The organism is Bacillus sp. BHET2, from assembly GCF_005938125.1.
In the GTDB taxonomy this organism is placed as follows: domain Bacteria; phylum Bacillota; class Bacilli; order Bacillales; family Bacillaceae_B; genus Rossellomorea.
The window spans coordinates 46,589-60,040 of record NZ_VCQN01000009.1 but is presented as its reverse complement, the minus strand read 5'-3'; the positions used below and the strand labels follow the sequence as shown (position 1 = coordinate 60,040).

The 13,452-nt window shown below is 40.8% G+C and carries 20 protein-coding genes; 2 read left to right on the top strand and 18 right to left on the bottom strand.

Features of this window, described 5'->3' with window-relative positions; translation table 11 throughout:
• Nucleotides 1-441 precede the first annotated feature (441 nt).
• Nucleotides 442-672 carry a hypothetical protein gene (locus tag FGG79_RS20395; RefSeq protein ID WP_138781693.1) on the bottom strand — a complete coding sequence of 77 codons (231 nt, stop codon included), beginning with the start codon at nt 670-672 and terminating at the stop codon, nt 442-444.
• A gap of 139 nt (nt 673-811) precedes the next feature.
• Between FGG79_RS20395 and pdaB the strand changes: the two genes are divergently transcribed.
• Nucleotides 812-1,561 (top strand): polysaccharide deacetylase family sporulation protein PdaB, encoded by a 750-nt coding sequence (gene pdaB / locus FGG79_RS20390; RefSeq protein WP_171051022.1) that lies wholly within the window; start codon nt 812-814, stop codon nt 1,559-1,561.
• A gap of 46 nt (nt 1,562-1,607) precedes the next feature.
• Here pdaB and FGG79_RS20385 read toward each other — a convergent pair whose 3' ends face one another.
• The gene (locus FGG79_RS20385; protein WP_138781689.1) at nt 1,608-2,243 is read right to left on the bottom strand and encodes a KinB-signaling pathway activation protein; all 636 of its coding nucleotides are present in this window, start codon (nt 2,241-2,243) and stop codon (nt 1,608-1,610) included.
• Between the two features lie 149 nt (nt 2,244-2,392).
• Here FGG79_RS20385 and gerD point away from each other — a divergent pair, with 149 nt between their 5' ends.
• Nucleotides 2,393-3,037, top strand: coding sequence for a spore germination lipoprotein GerD (gene gerD / locus FGG79_RS20380; protein WP_138781687.1), 645 nt, complete (start codon nt 2,393-2,395; stop codon nt 3,035-3,037).
• Between the two features lie 125 nt (nt 3,038-3,162).
• Here gerD and FGG79_RS20375 read toward each other — a convergent pair whose 3' ends face one another.
• The 16 genes from FGG79_RS20375 to FGG79_RS20300 all read right to left on the bottom strand — a co-directional run bounded on the left by FGG79_RS20375 (nt 3,163) and on the right by FGG79_RS20300 (nt 13,439).
• Complete coding sequence (locus FGG79_RS20375; protein WP_138781685.1) at nt 3,163-4,212, bottom strand: P-loop NTPase; 1,050 nt, start codon at nt 4,210-4,212, stop codon at nt 3,163-3,165.
• 152 nt (nt 4,213-4,364) lie between these two features.
• Nucleotides 4,365-5,090: an N-acetylmuramoyl-L-alanine amidase CwlD gene (gene cwlD, locus FGG79_RS20370; RefSeq protein WP_138781683.1), complete on the bottom strand. Its 726-nt coding sequence runs from the start codon at nt 5,088-5,090 to the stop codon at nt 4,365-4,367.
• Nucleotides 5,091-5,185: 95 nt separating this feature from the next.
• On the bottom strand, nt 5,186-5,632 hold the full coding sequence (locus tag FGG79_RS20365) for a DUF2521 family protein (RefSeq protein WP_138781681.1): 447 nt from the start codon (nt 5,630-5,632) through the stop codon (nt 5,186-5,188).
• Nucleotides 5,633-5,866: 234 nt separating this feature from the next.
• On the bottom strand, nt 5,867-6,259 hold the full coding sequence (rpsI, locus tag FGG79_RS20360; RefSeq protein WP_138781679.1) for a 30S ribosomal protein S9: 393 nt from the start codon (nt 6,257-6,259) through the stop codon (nt 5,867-5,869).
• Nucleotides 6,260-6,281: 22 nt separating this feature from the next.
• Nucleotides 6,282-6,719 (bottom strand): 50S ribosomal protein L13, encoded by a 438-nt coding sequence (gene rplM / locus FGG79_RS20355; RefSeq protein WP_098438503.1) that lies wholly within the window; start codon nt 6,717-6,719, stop codon nt 6,282-6,284.
• A 183-nt stretch (nt 6,720-6,902) separates the two neighbouring features.
• Nucleotides 6,903-7,655 carry a tRNA pseudouridine(38-40) synthase TruA gene (truA, locus tag FGG79_RS20350; protein ID WP_138781677.1) on the bottom strand — a complete coding sequence of 251 codons (753 nt, stop codon included), beginning with the start codon at nt 7,653-7,655 and terminating at the stop codon, nt 6,903-6,905.
• A gap of 15 nt (nt 7,656-7,670) precedes the next feature.
• Entirely contained in the window at nt 7,671-8,468 is a 798-nt protein-coding gene (locus FGG79_RS20345) for an energy-coupling factor transporter transmembrane component T family protein (protein WP_138781675.1), read from the bottom strand.
• A complete protein-coding gene (locus FGG79_RS20340) occupies nt 8,465-9,334 on the bottom strand; it encodes an energy-coupling factor ABC transporter ATP-binding protein (protein ID WP_138781673.1) in 870 nt (289 codons plus the stop codon). Before FGG79_RS20340 ends, FGG79_RS20345 begins: the two co-directional genes overlap by 4 nt.
• Complete coding sequence (locus tag FGG79_RS20335; RefSeq protein WP_171051024.1) at nt 9,310-10,170, bottom strand: energy-coupling factor ABC transporter ATP-binding protein; 861 nt, start codon at nt 10,168-10,170, stop codon at nt 9,310-9,312. The genes FGG79_RS20340 and FGG79_RS20335 overlap by 25 nt, the downstream gene beginning before the upstream one ends.
• Before the next feature lie 254 nt (nt 10,171-10,424).
• Entirely contained in the window at nt 10,425-10,787 is a 363-nt protein-coding gene (gene rplQ / locus FGG79_RS20330) for a 50S ribosomal protein L17 (RefSeq protein ID WP_138781671.1), read from the bottom strand.
• Between the two features lie 44 nt (nt 10,788-10,831).
• Nucleotides 10,832-11,776: a DNA-directed RNA polymerase subunit alpha gene (locus tag FGG79_RS20325; protein WP_138781669.1), complete on the bottom strand. Its 945-nt coding sequence runs from the start codon at nt 11,774-11,776 to the stop codon at nt 10,832-10,834.
• 171 nt (nt 11,777-11,947) lie between these two features.
• Entirely contained in the window at nt 11,948-12,337 is a 390-nt protein-coding gene (gene rpsK / locus FGG79_RS20320) for a 30S ribosomal protein S11 (RefSeq protein WP_064091233.1), read from the bottom strand.
• A gap of 25 nt (nt 12,338-12,362) precedes the next feature.
• A complete protein-coding gene (rpsM, locus tag FGG79_RS20315; protein WP_034765943.1) occupies nt 12,363-12,728 on the bottom strand; it encodes a 30S ribosomal protein S13 in 366 nt (121 codons plus the stop codon).
• Between the two features lie 24 nt (nt 12,729-12,752).
• Nucleotides 12,753-12,866 carry a 50S ribosomal protein L36 gene (gene rpmJ, locus FGG79_RS20310; RefSeq protein WP_003156543.1) on the bottom strand — a complete coding sequence of 38 codons (114 nt, stop codon included), beginning with the start codon at nt 12,864-12,866 and terminating at the stop codon, nt 12,753-12,755.
• 38 nt (nt 12,867-12,904) lie between these two features.
• Nucleotides 12,905-13,123, bottom strand: a complete 219-nt coding sequence (infA, locus tag FGG79_RS20305) for a translation initiation factor IF-1 (RefSeq protein WP_034765945.1) — start codon at nt 13,121-13,123, stop codon at nt 12,905-12,907.
• Nucleotides 13,116-13,439 carry a KOW domain-containing RNA-binding protein gene (locus tag FGG79_RS20300; RefSeq protein ID WP_138781697.1) on the bottom strand — a complete coding sequence of 108 codons (324 nt, stop codon included), beginning with the start codon at nt 13,437-13,439 and terminating at the stop codon, nt 13,116-13,118. The genes infA and FGG79_RS20300 overlap by 8 nt, the downstream gene beginning before the upstream one ends.
• Nucleotides 13,440-13,452: the final 13 nt, after the last annotated feature.

The window sequence follows — 13,452 nt, the reverse complement described above, 5'->3', positions numbered from 1 at the left end:
CACGCCGCCAGCGTTCGTCCTGAGCCAGGATCAAACTCTCCGATAAAAGTTTGAATAGCTCTTTAAAAATAAATCTAGAATTTACGTTGACGTATTGTCTTGTTTTGTTCAGTTTTCAAGGTTCAATGTTTGCCACTTCCGTTTGAAGCGACTTTATTAATTTATCACATTTCATTATGTGATGTCAACTGTTTATTCGAATTATTTATTGGTGTTTCTTCTAAATAATTCAATGCGTTTCAGCGACGCTTATTAATATACCAAGTTTTATTTGCATGGTCAATACATTTTGTAAACTTTTTTAAATAAATGTTTCAAATACATTAACTCATGCACATTATCGGTCACCTTCCTCCATGACACTTCCCTCCTTCACGTTGGTTGAACTGCTTTTAACATAGAAAAGCTTCCGCCCTTATAGAAAGCAGAAGCTGATTCGGATTAATACGTTTCTTTCTTATTCGATGCCGTCTTCATATATTTAAAACATTCCTTTTGACTTGCAAACCGCTTGAAAAGGGAAAATAAAATTTTATAACGTTCATCCATTGCTCTCTTAACGATATGATCAATTCGAGAATCCTTTAGATCAAACAGGATTTCATCCATTTCTCTTTTAAGCAAATACTCTATTTCTTGTTTCTCTCTGTCATTCATCATTAACCCCAGCAAGTATGTCACCCCTTAATGTTTGTATTTGTAGTTTTTTCCATTAAAAGAAATTTATAATCATTTTTTTATTATATAGATATTTTTTTCAAGGACATGCATATCTTAAATAGAGATAGACGGTTGAACGGAGGGATTGATGGTGAATACGTTTCACACGGTAAATGCGAAGAAACTGAAGCAAATCAGTTTGATCATTGTGATTTCTTTCTTTACTGCATTATTCGTTTATAGCAGTAACCTTTCGACTCTTTCTGTTTTTAGTACAAAGGATGGTCCAAAGGCAATTTATAAAGGAGAAAAGGGTGTGGCTGTAACCTTTAATATTGGCTGGGGGGATGAAAAGGCGAAACCGATCCTTGAAGAATTAAAGAAAATGAATGTGGGATCCGCTACCTTTTTCATATCCGGGGCCTGGGCGGAGAGACATCCTGATTTAGTGGAGCAGATTGTGAAGCAGGGCTATGAGGTCGGAAACCTCGGTTATGCCTATTCAGACTATACAGAGATGGAACCGAATAAGATAAAACAAGATATCCTGAAAGCCGATACAGTTTTTAAGAAGCTAAATGTAAAAGATGTGAAATTATTACGCGTACCAACCGGTCATTTTGATAAAGAAACATTGAAGGTTGCAGATTCTCTTGGATTGACAGTGGTTCACTGGAGCGTAGACTCGAAAGATTGGACTAATCCTGGTGTAGAAGAGATTCTTCAAAATATAAAAAAGGCCAAAAAAGGGGATATCATCCTTCTTCATGCCTCGGATTCAGCTAAACAAACGAAGGATGCTTTGCCAGCCATTGTGAAAGAGTTAAAGGGAAAAGGGAACTTCATTACGGTTTCAGACATGATTTCTAATGGAGACGCCAAGTCTTCCCTCATACAATAATGAAAGCCCGCTGATGTTGGAATTCTCATCAGCGGGCTTTCATTGTTCAGCTCTTGGTTGACTGCTTTCGTTGTCTTTCCATTTGAGACTTCTCTATGTACTTAGGAAGTCGCAACAGCTGAAAAGCGTTACACGAAAGTAAGGCAAGAAGCATAAGGTATAGCCACTCCACTGAATTCACTAGTAAAACCGGCAACCACTCAAGTGTCGTAACAACTATCATAAAAAATAGGGCAGAAACAAAAGTATTGGTCTGATTGTCTGATTGTCGATTCTTCATATAAGCCACGAGTAATCCAACAAAAAAGATCCCAATTCCCAACAGAATATAGGGAGTATACGACTCACCTTCTACTGCGAATGCTCTGAACCTGAAATAAATCAAATCAAACAGGACAAGGACGATCAGTATCAGTTGAACAGGGTTCCATAAGCTTTTAAACATACCCATTCCAAATTGATGGATTGTCAAATAAGCAAAATACCCCATCTGACTGATGACACTGAAGGTGAATCCCACGAAAATGAACCAAAGTAAACTTGATAATATGCCAATCACGTTGCCATCTTGAACGTATGGCCCGAACTGATCCCATCGAATGAGAAGGGCTGCCACGCCAGTAACAGCACCACCGATCACTAACGTATGAATAAATAAACGAATCCAATTGCGGATGGTCACTACTATTTCCCTCCATATAAAAAAAGATACACTCTTCTGATTGTACCAACGCAAGTTTAAAAAATCTAGGTTCCAGTTATCCATGTGCATATTTTTTTCGTTATTTCTCATATTAAAGGTAAGGGAATTTGTATGGAAGGAGCCTACCCATGAGAAAACATTCCTTGCTTTTTCTACTGATTATTGTTCTTCTATCCGCTTGTGGCGGTGGTGGGGATACAGGCAGTGGCAAAATGGATTATGAAGAAACCAAGAAAATGGTTGTCGATATATTAAAAACCGATGATGGTAAGAAAGCCATCCAAGACGTCATGTCTGATGAAAAAATGAAGGCTGAGCTTATTATGGACCAGAGTGTTGTCACCGATACGATTGCCAAAACATTAACGTCCAAAAAAGGGACGGAATTCTGGAAAAAGTCATTTGAGGATCCAAAATTCGCAGAAGCCATGGCGAAGAGCATGAAGGATGGAAACGAAAAATTACTCAAAGATCTCATGAAGGACCCTGAGTATCAGGGAATGATGATGGACCTTTTAAAAGATCCTGAATTTAAGAAAGAGCTTACAGAAGTATTAAAAAGTCAAGAATACAAAGAGTATTTGCAAAAGGTCATTACAGAAACATTCGAAAGTCCTCTATTCAAAGCTAAGCTTCAGGATGTTTTAATGAAGGCTGCCGGGGAAATGAAAGACGGCGGCGGCAAAAGTGATGGTGGAGGCAGCGAATCATCTAACGGTGCACAAGGGGCTTCAGGTGACTCTGGCGGATCTGGTAGCGGTGGTGGCCAATAGGTCTGTGGACTAGTCAGGAGAACCGATTACCTCAATCACGTTCTTCCTTTACCATTCAACACCATGTCATTTTTAAAAAAAGACAAATGCAGGATGATCTGCATTTGTCTTTTTTGTTCGTTGATCTAAGATAGTTTATCAATCACTTTATGAGCGATTTCGCCATAGATCTGACCTAAGCGGTGATCTTCTGCATAGATCGAGGGAGCAAAGTCCTCTTCGTTCCAGTCCGGCTGTTGAAGTGGAAGCTTGCCCAGTAAATCGGTACGCAGCTCCTCGGTCAACTTCTCGCCGCCACCTTGACCGAATACAAATTCCTTTTCGCCGGTCAGTTTACTTTCAAAATAGGACATGTTCTCTACTACACCAAGGATGTCATGGTCCGTTTGAAGGGCCATGGCACCTGCACGAGCCGCTACGAATGCTGCTGTTGGGTGTGGAGTCGTTACGATGATCTCTTTACAATGTGGAAGCATGGTATGAAGATCCAGAGCAACGTCTCCAGTTCCAGGTGGCAAGTCCAGTAGTAAATAATCTAGCTCGCCCCATTCGACTTCAGAGAAAAAGTTATTTAGCATTTTCCCTAGCATCGGCCCTCTCCAAATAACAGGCGCATTATCCTCTACGAAGAATCCCATTGAGATGACTTTCACACCAAAACGTTCTACTGGAATAATTCTTTCCCCACGAACGACTGGTCTCTTCACGATTCCCATCATATCTGGAACGCTAAAACCATAAATGTCGGCATCCACAAGTCCCACCTTCTTACCTTGACGAGCCAAGGATACAGCCAGGTTTACGGAAACCGTCGATTTCCCTACGCCACCTTTTCCGCTGGCAATCGCGATAAAGGTTGTCTTACTTGCCGGTGATAGTAAGTCCGTTCCTTCTCCACCCGCTCCTCTATGCTTTTCGAGCTCTTCTTCTGGAAGCTCAGTGAAACGGATTCCCACAGATTCAGCTCCATTATCCTTTAAAAGCTGTACAATTTTTTGTTGGAATTGCATTTGCTCTCCCGTACCTGTCTTCGCAATAGCAATCTTTACACTTACATGATTCTTCTCTTCTTTTACTGCAATTTCGACAACGCCATTTGTTTCTTCTAATGTTTTATTTAAAAAAGGATCTTTTAGTCCAAATAAAAGTTCGCGTGTTTGTTGTTCTGTTAGCATGAATATCCACCCTTTTCTATGTATTCGTTTTCAAGCAACTGCCTTCAGTATAACATATTCTTAGTTTAATGAATGCTCAAAAGGTTTTGAATGCTTTAGTTGAATAATAAAGTCGTTCTTTTAAAAATGCCAAAAAAATAAAAGCTGAGAGGTTATTCCTCATCAGCTTTTTCTTTGTCTTTATCCATCGTTAAATAATTGAGTACTCCCTGGTAAACGGAGGCAGCAATCTTTTGCTGGTAGTCTTCTTTAAGGAGGTTAGCCCGCTCACCTGGGTTGGATAAGAAACCGATCTCCACGAGAGCACCTGACTTTTTCGCATGTTTTAGGATGTAGACATTTTGAAGACCTTTTGCTTCCCTTGTCGTGTTTTCTAAATTCCGCGTCAGTTCACCTTGAATGGCTTTCGCTAAGGCTTTGTTTTCTTCATATTTTGGGTTGTAAAAAGTTTGGGCGCCACTCCATTTTGCAGAAGGGATGGAATTCAGGTGGATGCTTAGAAATAGATCGGCTTGAGAATCATTAATCAGGTTTAGCCTTTTCTTTAAATCCTCCACTTTCCTACGGCTGTATCCCCTTGTACCTTCATCTGCGAGATCTTCGTCCTTCTCCCTAGTCAGGATTACGAGAGCCCCTTGTTCCTGGAGATAGTCCCTTATCATTAGAGAAACACTTAAAGCAATATCCTTCTCCAAAGCATCCTGATCTCCGGCCCCACCGTCCGGACCACCGTGCCCGGGATCTATATAGACGATTTTACCTGATAAGGGGAGATTCCAAGAATCCCATGTATTCTTGTCCAGAATCTTATATTGAATAATGAATATTAAAATGGCCAGTGCAAAAATCATCCCGATAATCTTTACTTTCTTGATCATTCCAGTCCCCCTACTTCCAGTTTCAACACGGATGAAATTTCTCCGCTGTCCTTACTAAAAATATGGGACAAGAATGGTTTTTAGAACTGAAATGATTAATTCAAGCGTAGTTTATGACGTTTGATACCCTTGTTATATCCTTCTGACCACCATGTTTCTACAAAGTGCTCACAGCAGAAATAAAAGGATTCGTCTACTTGGTTCGATACCCCCAACTCAGACCAATACAGCCAGAAATTATAGAGTGTATCAATAAAATGCTTTAATTCATCATGACACCGCTTTTTAACAACCTCTGGATTTTCACCGGAGTAACCAAACTTACTAATCTTCCCACCAAGTAGATAAGCTTCAATCGCTACATCAAAGCACGCCTCATCAAAACCCTCCTGCATAAATACGCCACCTTGAACCTTTATATATCCAAAATGCTTTCGGACACTCTCCTGTAGCATCTTTATCGAAATTTCTTTCAACAACGTTCTTTCCGTCTTTATCTGCTTTTCGCGTCTCTTTGTATTAAAAGTTGTAATAACAGTCAAAGATCATCCACCCCTTTGAACGTATTTTCCTACTTAACACACCACTTCATTCGAGTAACTGTTACCAATTTTTTGAGGGACGGACCTCAAATTTCAGTCGTTTGAAGTGGATGAAGCTTGATGTGAGAAGGGCAAGGTTCAGGATTTGGATCGAAATTGGAGGTCCGTCCCTCCTGCAAATAACAAAAAAAGCCCAGCCGAATGAATCGGCTGAGCTTTTGTTTGAAATAATAATTAACGCTTAGAGAATTGTGGCGCGCGACGTGCACCTTTAAGACCGTATTTTTTACGCTCTTTCATACGAGAGTCACGAGTTAATAATCCAGCGCGTTTTAGAGTTCCGCGGTATTCAGGGTCTGCTTGTAGTAAAGCACGAGCGATTCCGTGACGGATCGCACCAGCTTGACCAGAATAGCCTCCACCATTAACGTTTACTAAAACGTCATAGTTACCAAGAGTTTCAGTTGCAACTAGTGGTTGCTTAATTACTTCTCTTAGTGCTGCGAATGGGATATAAACTTCTACTTCACGATCATTGATAACAATGTTTCCGTTACCTGGTACTAAACGTACACGAGCTACTGAGCTCTTACGACGACCAGTTCCGTAATATTGAACTTGAGCCAAGATAATAACCTCCTCTTATTAATTATCCACGAAGTTCGTAAACTTCAGGTTGTTGTGCTTGATGCTTATGTTCTGCTCCAGCATATACATGCAATTTCTTGAACATTTGACGACCTAGAGAACCTTTTGGAAGCATACCTTTAATAGTAAGCTCTAACATTTTCTCTGAGTAATTTGTACGCATTTCTAATGCTGTACGTTGTTTTAAACCACCTGGGTGATTCGTGTGACGGTAGTAAATCTTGTCCGTTAACTTTTTCCCAGTTAATTCAATTTTTGAAGCATTAAGAATGATTACATGATCACCAGTGTCAACATGTGGTGTGAATGTTGGTTTGTGTTTTCCGCGTAGAATTGAAGCAACTTCACTGGATAGACGTCCAAGAGTTTTTCCTTCAGCATCTACAACGAACCATTTACGATCGATTTGATTGGCTTTAGCCATATACGTTGTACGCATGATTTAACCTCCTATTTAATGAATCCGTAGTATTTATTTTCTAATCACAATAAGTTTCCGGGGCTTATCGTGGGGTTAATAACATACCATATGCTATATTATCTTGTTCCCAGTCTATTGTCAAGAGAATGTTACACCAGGATTAGTTGTTTTAGTATTTTTTTTAATAACTTATCTATAATCCTATTTCAAAACAGGATCATAATCGACCTTCCACAGATACAGTCCATGGGGAGGTGCAGTCTTTCCTGCACGATTACGGTCCCTGACTTCGAGTATTCCAGGAATCTCTTCTACCAGGGTGTTGCCCGCACCTACCTCCAATAATGTACCCACAAGGATTCTAACCATATTGTACAAAAACCCATTTCCCACAAAGGAAAACATGATTTCTTCCTCATTTTGAGAAATGTTAATACGGTGAATGATTCTTACTTTATCTTCTACTTCCGTCTTAGCTGAGCAGAAACTCGTGAAGTCATGCTCCCCGATGAGATGCCGCGCAGCCCGCTCCATATCCTCAACCGATAGGGAATGAGGATAGTGAAGGGCAAAGTGGCGATTGAAAGGACTCCTCGATTTTCCTGTATACACTCGGTAGCGGTACTCCTTTTGCACAACCGAAAACCTTGAGTGGAAGTCAGCCGACACAAACGCAGCTTCCTTAACGGTCACTTCATCCGGTAAGCGTGTATTTAAGACGACCGGCCATTTCTCTTCTGGAATGGACAGGGGTGTATCAAAATGAAACACCTGACCGTTTGCATGGACACCAGCGTCCGTCCGACCAGATCCGCTGATTCGAATACGATCACCTTTATGGATCGTAGATAAGATGTCCTCTATAATCCCCTGAACGGTTCGTTGTTGAGGTTGAACCTGATACCCATGAAAATAGGTTCCATCATATGCGATGGTACATCTAACTCTCTGCATACTTAGACACTCCCGTTATACTCTGAAAATGATTAATACAATTGTCAGGAGAATGAGTACGACTAAAGCACCCGTATCCTTCTTATGCCAGGATAACAAGCGGTATTTCGTTCTTCCCTCTCCACCTTGGTATCCTCTTGCTTCCATGGCTGTTGCCAGGTCCTCCGCCCTTTTGAAGGCACTGACGAATAGAGGAATAAGTAAAGGGATAATCGCTTTGATCCGATCTTTCAGGGGACCGGATGAAAATTCAGCACCCCTTGCAATCTGGGCCTTCATGATTTTATCTGTTTCCTCCATTAAGGTCGGGATGAAACGCAAAGAAATCGACATCATCAGAGCAAGCTCATGAACAGGAAACTTTATTTTCCTTAGTGGGTTCAGGAGTGTCTCAAGGCCGTCTGTTATTGTAATCGGAGAGGTAGTCAACGTTAATAACGATGTAACGAGAATAAGATAAAAGAATCGTAAAGAAATAAAGACCCCTTGCCTTAACCCCTCCTCATGAACCGATAATATTCCTAAGTCCAGGACAACTGGTCCTTCCCTGGTAAAGAATACGTGTAAGAAGAACGTAAACAGAATCAACCACAGAATCGGTTTCAGACCTCCGATGATAAATCGGATGGAAAGGTTAGATAGAATGAGTGCGCTAAACGTAAAAATCCCTAGTAATGCATATGTCATCACATTATTAGCGAGAAAAACTACACATATAAATCCAAATATAAATAAAAGCTTGGCCCTTGGATCCATTTGATGAAGAATGGATTTCGCAGGTACATAACGACCAAATATCATTTTCTCCATCATCGGACTTCACCTCCACCCTGTATCATACCGATGGCTGAGGCTAATTCCTCTAGAGTTAAACAAGTCTTCGGTAACTTCTTCCCTGTTTTCTGCTCGAATTGGTATTGAAAGCGAACGACATCGGGAACATCTAACCCCATCTCAAACAATTCATCAGCCTCTGAGAAGATTTCCTCTGGAGTTCCTTTTCGTTTTAAGTGCCCTTTTTGCATAATCACAATCTCTTCTGCATAATGAGCGGCATCTTCCATACTGTGGGTGACGAGAATGGTGGTTAGTCCTTTTTCCTTATGAAGTTCATAGAACATGTCCATGATTTCCCTCTGCCCTCTTGGATCAAGTCCAGCTGTTGGTTCATCAAGTACGATAACTTCAGGATTCATAGCCAGAACACCTGCAATGGCTACACGCCTCATCTGTCCACCTGATAAATCAAAAGGAGATTTTTGCAATACTTCTTCAGAGAGTCCGACCTTTACGATCAGCTCTTTCGCCCGGAGTATAGCTTCTTCTTCAGATACTCCGAAATTCATTGGTCCATAGCAAATATCCTTAAGCACGGTTTCTTCAAACAACTGATGCTCGGGAAATTGAAAGACGATTCCCACCCTTTGTCTGACCGGCTTTAAGCTTTTCGCCTTTTGCTTTGACTTGATTTCGTGATCTCCTACTTTGACAAGTCCCTCAGTAGGCTTTAACAGACCATTTAGATGCTGTAAAAGAGTAGACTTACCTGACCCGGTGTGGCCAATCACAGCGAGAAACTGGCCTGTCGGGATCGAAAGATTGATATCTTGAAGGGCAAGCTTTTCGAATGGAGTGTTGAATGAATATCTGTATTCTACTTGTTGAAATGTGATCTGCATAATTCACTCACCAACTCTTCTTCTGTGAAATAGGTTTTAGACAGGGGAATCCCTGCTTCTTTAAGAGCACGAGCAAGCTTTACAGTAAACGGAGAGTCTAGTCCCAGCTTCAAGAGTTCGTCTTCTAATAAGAAGATTTCTTCAGGAATTCCTTCTTTAAAGACCACTCCTTGGTTTAAGACTATCATCCGATCAGCTTTTGTCGCCTCTTCCAAATCATGAGTGATGGAGATTACCGTTAAGTTTTCTTCTTCTTTCAGCTTTCGGATGGTCTCTAACACTTCTTTTTTCCCTTTTGGATCAAGCATCGACGTCGCTTCATCCAAGATGATAATCGATGGTTGCAACGCTACGACTCCGGCGATTGCTACTCTCTGTTTTTGACCACCTGATAAATGGTGCGGCTCTTGATCAAGAAAATCTTCCATATGGACACTTTTTAGAGCGTCATTAACTCTTTGTACCATCGTTTCATAAGGTACCCCATGGTTTTCTAACCCAAAAGCCACATCATCTTCTACTGTAGCACCTACAAACTGATTATCGGGGTTCTGAAATACCATACCTAGTTTCTGACGGATGTCCCAAATTGAGTCTTCTGCAAGATGTATCCCATCCACCGTCACATCTCCCTTCTCCGGGAAATGAAGGCCATTCAACATCTTGGCAAGGGTCGACTTACCGGAACCATTATGACCGACAATCGCTAACCACTCACCTTGTTTAACAGTCAGGCTAATGCCTTTAAGGGCATAGTTTACCTGATCCTGATATCTAAAATGAACATCGTTCACTTTAATGATTTCCTTCAATTCTGTAACCTCCTCTACGCTCATACTCAGCTCTGCTAAAAACCTTTGCATATAAAAAAAAGCCTGCACCCCTACCAAAGAAAAGACAATCTTTTCTTGTTCATCCATTGAACAGCTTCTATCTAAATAGAAGTTGGAAGGGGTGCACGAGCTAGACGAGTCAGACAGCGCTGCTCATCGTAACGCTCTGCTTTTCATCAACATGCACTTATACAAAAAGGGCAAAGAAGCAGTTAAGGATTAACTGTCCCGCCCTTAATGTTAGAAGTCACGAATTATTAAACTAATTCGATGATTGCCATTGGAGCACCGTCACCACGGCGAGGACCAACCTTCATAATGCGAGTATATCCACCTTGACGCTCTGTGTAACGAGGAGCGATGTCAGAGAATAACTTTTGTAAAGCATCTTGGTTGTTTTCAGCATTTGCAATTTCTTTACGGATAAATGCAGCAGCTTGACGACGCGCATGGATGTCACCACGTTTACCTAATGTGATCATCTTTTCCACAACAGAACGAAGCTCTTTCGCACGAGTTTCAGTTGTTTCGATGCGCTCGTTAATGATTAGGTCTGTAGCTAAATCACGTAGCATTGCTTTACGTTGAGCACTAGTACGTCCTAACTTTCTGTAAGCCATTAAGGGTTCCCTCCTTTGTTGAATCTATATATGAAAGAAGATTATCAGTCGTCTTTACGTAAGCCAAGTCCAAGGTCTTCAAGTTTAACTTTAACCTCTTCAAGTGATTTACGTCCTAAGTTACGAACTTTCATCATATCTTCTTCAGTTTTGTTAGCAAGCTCTTGAACAGTATTGATTCCAGCACGCTTCAGGCAGTTATAAGAACGAACAGAAAGATCTAATTCTTCGATTGTCATCTCAAGAACTTTTTCTTTTTGGTCTTCTTCTTTTTCTACCATGATTTCAGCATTCTGCGCTTCATCTGTAAGGCCAACGAAAATATTTAAGTGTTCTGTTAGAATCTTAGCACCTAAGGAAATGGCTTCCTTTGGTCCAATACTTCCATCAGTCCATACATCAAGAGAAAGTTTATCGTAGTTCGTCATTTGACCAACACGAGTATTTTCTATTTGATAGTTAACGCGTGAAACTGGAGTGTAAATAGAATCGATTGGGATCACGCCAATTGGAAGATCCTCACGTTTGTTTTGGTCTGCTGGTCTGTACCCGCGACCACGAGATGCACTTAAACGCATACGGAAGTGACCACTCTTAGATAATGTTGCGATGTGTAAATCTGGATTTAACACTTCGACATCAGAATCATGAGTAATATCAGCAGCCGTCACGACTCCTTCACCCTGTACATCAATTTCCAGCGTTTTTTCTTCATCAGAGTAGATCTTTAACGCTAGTTTCTTGATATTCAAGATGATGGATGTTACATCCTCTACGACGCCTTCAATTGTTGAAAACTCATGCAGTACGCCATCTATTTGAATAGATGTGACAGCAGCACCTGGGAGTGACGATAGTAGGATACGACGTAAGGAGTTACCCATAGTTGTACCATATCCACGCTCAAGTGGTTCTACGACGAATTTTCCATATGTGGCATCATCGCTGATCTCAACCGTTTCAATTTTTGGCTTTTCAATTTCGATCATTAATATTTACCCTCCTTCAAAACGTCGAAACTCCGGGCTAAATAATATAAAGTCCGAAATTCCCCATGTTTACGTTCCCTATTGTGCACCAACAACTGGTTACTTTTCTGAATGAACGTATCTTGTATCATATCCCATTATAGACAACGATACAAAATATATACAGAAAGATTAAACGCGGCGACGTTTTGGTGGACGGCATCCATTATGAGGAACTGGAGTAACGTCTCTGATTGCAGTAACTTCTAGACCTGCTGCTTGAAGAGCACGGATAGCTGCTTCACGACCAGCACCAGGACCTTTAACTGTTACTTCAAGAGTTTTTAAACCATGTTCTTGAGAAGCTTTAGCTGCTGTTTCAGCTGCTAATTGCGCTGCGAATGGAGTAGATTTACGAGAACCTCTGAATCCTAGTGAACCTGCACTTGACCATGCAACAGCATTTCCGTGAACATCAGTAATAGTTACGATTGTGTTATTGAATGTAGAACGAATGTGTGCAATACCAGCTTCGATATTCTTTTTCACACGACGTTTACGAGTGTTTGTTTTACGTGCCATACTAAGAAGTAACCTCCTTTACCTATTATTTTTTCTTGTTAGCTACAGTCTTACGAGGACCTTTACGTGTACGAGCATTGTTCTTCGTATGTTGTCCACGAACAGGTAGTCCACGACGGTGACGAAGACCGCGGTATGAACCGATTTCCATAAGACGTTTGATGTTTAGTGATACTTCACGACGAAGATCACCTTCTACTTTTAATTTATCAACGATATCACGAATCTTTCCTAGTTCGTCGTCTGTAAGATCGCGAACGCGAGTATCTTCAGATACACCAGCTTCAGATAAGATTTTCGCAGCAGTATTTTTACCAATACCGTAGATGTATGTTAATGAAATGACCACACGTTTGTCACGTGGAATGTCTACACCAGCAATACGTGCCATAGTGATAGCGCACCTCCTTTAAGATTAGCCTTGTTTTTGTTTGTGTTTAGGGTTTTCACAGATAACCATAACTTTACCTTTTCTACGAATAACTTTACATTTTTCGCAGATTGGTTTAACAGATGGTCTAACTTTCATCTTATTCTAACCTCCTTAATAGTACGGAGTGCAATAGATTATTTATAACGATAAGTGATTCTACCACGAGTTAAGTCATACGGTGATAATTCAACTGTTACTTTGTCACCAGGTAGGATACGAATGAAATGCATACGGATCTTTCCTGAAACATGTGCCAGTACTGTATGACCATTTTCTAATTCTACCTTAAACATCGCATTGGGCAAAGTCTCAGCGACCTTACCTTCAACTTCAATTACATCATCCTTAGCCATCGAACATGTCTCCCTTCTTCTCATCATTTAAAACTTCGTTAACAAACTTTGAAACAGCATAACGCAGTTTACCGTTCGTCACTCTACCTGTTTCCATCATACTGTTTTGAACTTCTGGAGAAACATAGTCACACAAGTGAAGATGAGCAATGTTCTTTCGCTTGGCGCGATCAAACTTCCGTTTATCTCCATCTGCTATAAGTACAAAACGTTCATCCAATTGCTGAACAACGACCGAGTAGCATCCTGTTTCTCTCCCTTTAAGGGTTTGAACAATCTGACCAATCCTCGGAATCGTCGAATCTGACTCGATCAATCCAATCACCTTC

Excerpts from the sequence above, each read along its gene's own strand:
- FGG79_RS20325 (WP_138781669.1), bottom strand. The coding sequence starts at position 11,776 with ATGATCGAAATTGAAAAGCCAAAAATTGAAACGGTTGAGATCAGCGAT.
- rplM (WP_098438503.1), bottom strand. The coding sequence starts at position 6,719 with ATGCGTACAACGTATATGGCTAAAGCCAATCAAATCGATCGTAAATGG.
- FGG79_RS20340 (WP_138781673.1), bottom strand. The coding sequence starts at position 9,334 with ATGCAGATCACATTTCAACAAGTAGAATACAGATATTCATTCAACACT.
- FGG79_RS20335 (WP_171051024.1), bottom strand. The coding sequence starts at position 10,170 with ATGAGCGTAGAGGAGGTTACAGAATTGAAGGAAATCATTAAAGTGAAC.
- infA (WP_034765945.1), bottom strand. The coding sequence starts at position 13,123 with ATGGCTAAGGATGATGTAATTGAAGTTGAAGGTAAGGTCGCTGAGACT.
- gerD (WP_138781687.1), top strand. The coding sequence starts at position 2,393 with ATGAGAAAACATTCCTTGCTTTTTCTACTGATTATTGTTCTTCTATCC.
- FGG79_RS20375 (WP_138781685.1), bottom strand. The coding sequence starts at position 4,212 with ATGCTAACAGAACAACAAACACGCGAACTTTTATTTGGACTAAAAGAT.
- rpsK (WP_064091233.1), bottom strand. The coding sequence starts at position 12,337 with ATGGCACGTAAAACAAACACTCGTAAACGTCGTGTGAAAAAGAATATC.
- cwlD (WP_138781683.1), bottom strand. The coding sequence starts at position 5,090 with ATGATCAAGAAAGTAAAGATTATCGGGATGATTTTTGCACTGGCCATT.
- rplQ (WP_138781671.1), bottom strand. The coding sequence starts at position 10,787 with ATGGCTTACAGAAAGTTAGGACGTACTAGTGCTCAACGTAAAGCAATG.
- FGG79_RS20345 (WP_138781675.1), bottom strand. The coding sequence starts at position 8,468 with ATGATGGAGAAAATGATATTTGGTCGTTATGTACCTGCGAAATCCATT.
- rpsM (WP_034765943.1), bottom strand. The coding sequence starts at position 12,728 with ATGGCACGTATTGCTGGTGTAGACATTCCACGTGACAAACGTGTGGTC.
- truA (WP_138781677.1), bottom strand. The coding sequence starts at position 7,655 with ATGCAGAGAGTTAGATGTACCATCGCATATGATGGAACCTATTTTCAT.
- rpmJ (WP_003156543.1), bottom strand. The coding sequence starts at position 12,866 with ATGAAAGTTAGACCATCTGTTAAACCAATCTGCGAAAAATGTAAAGTT.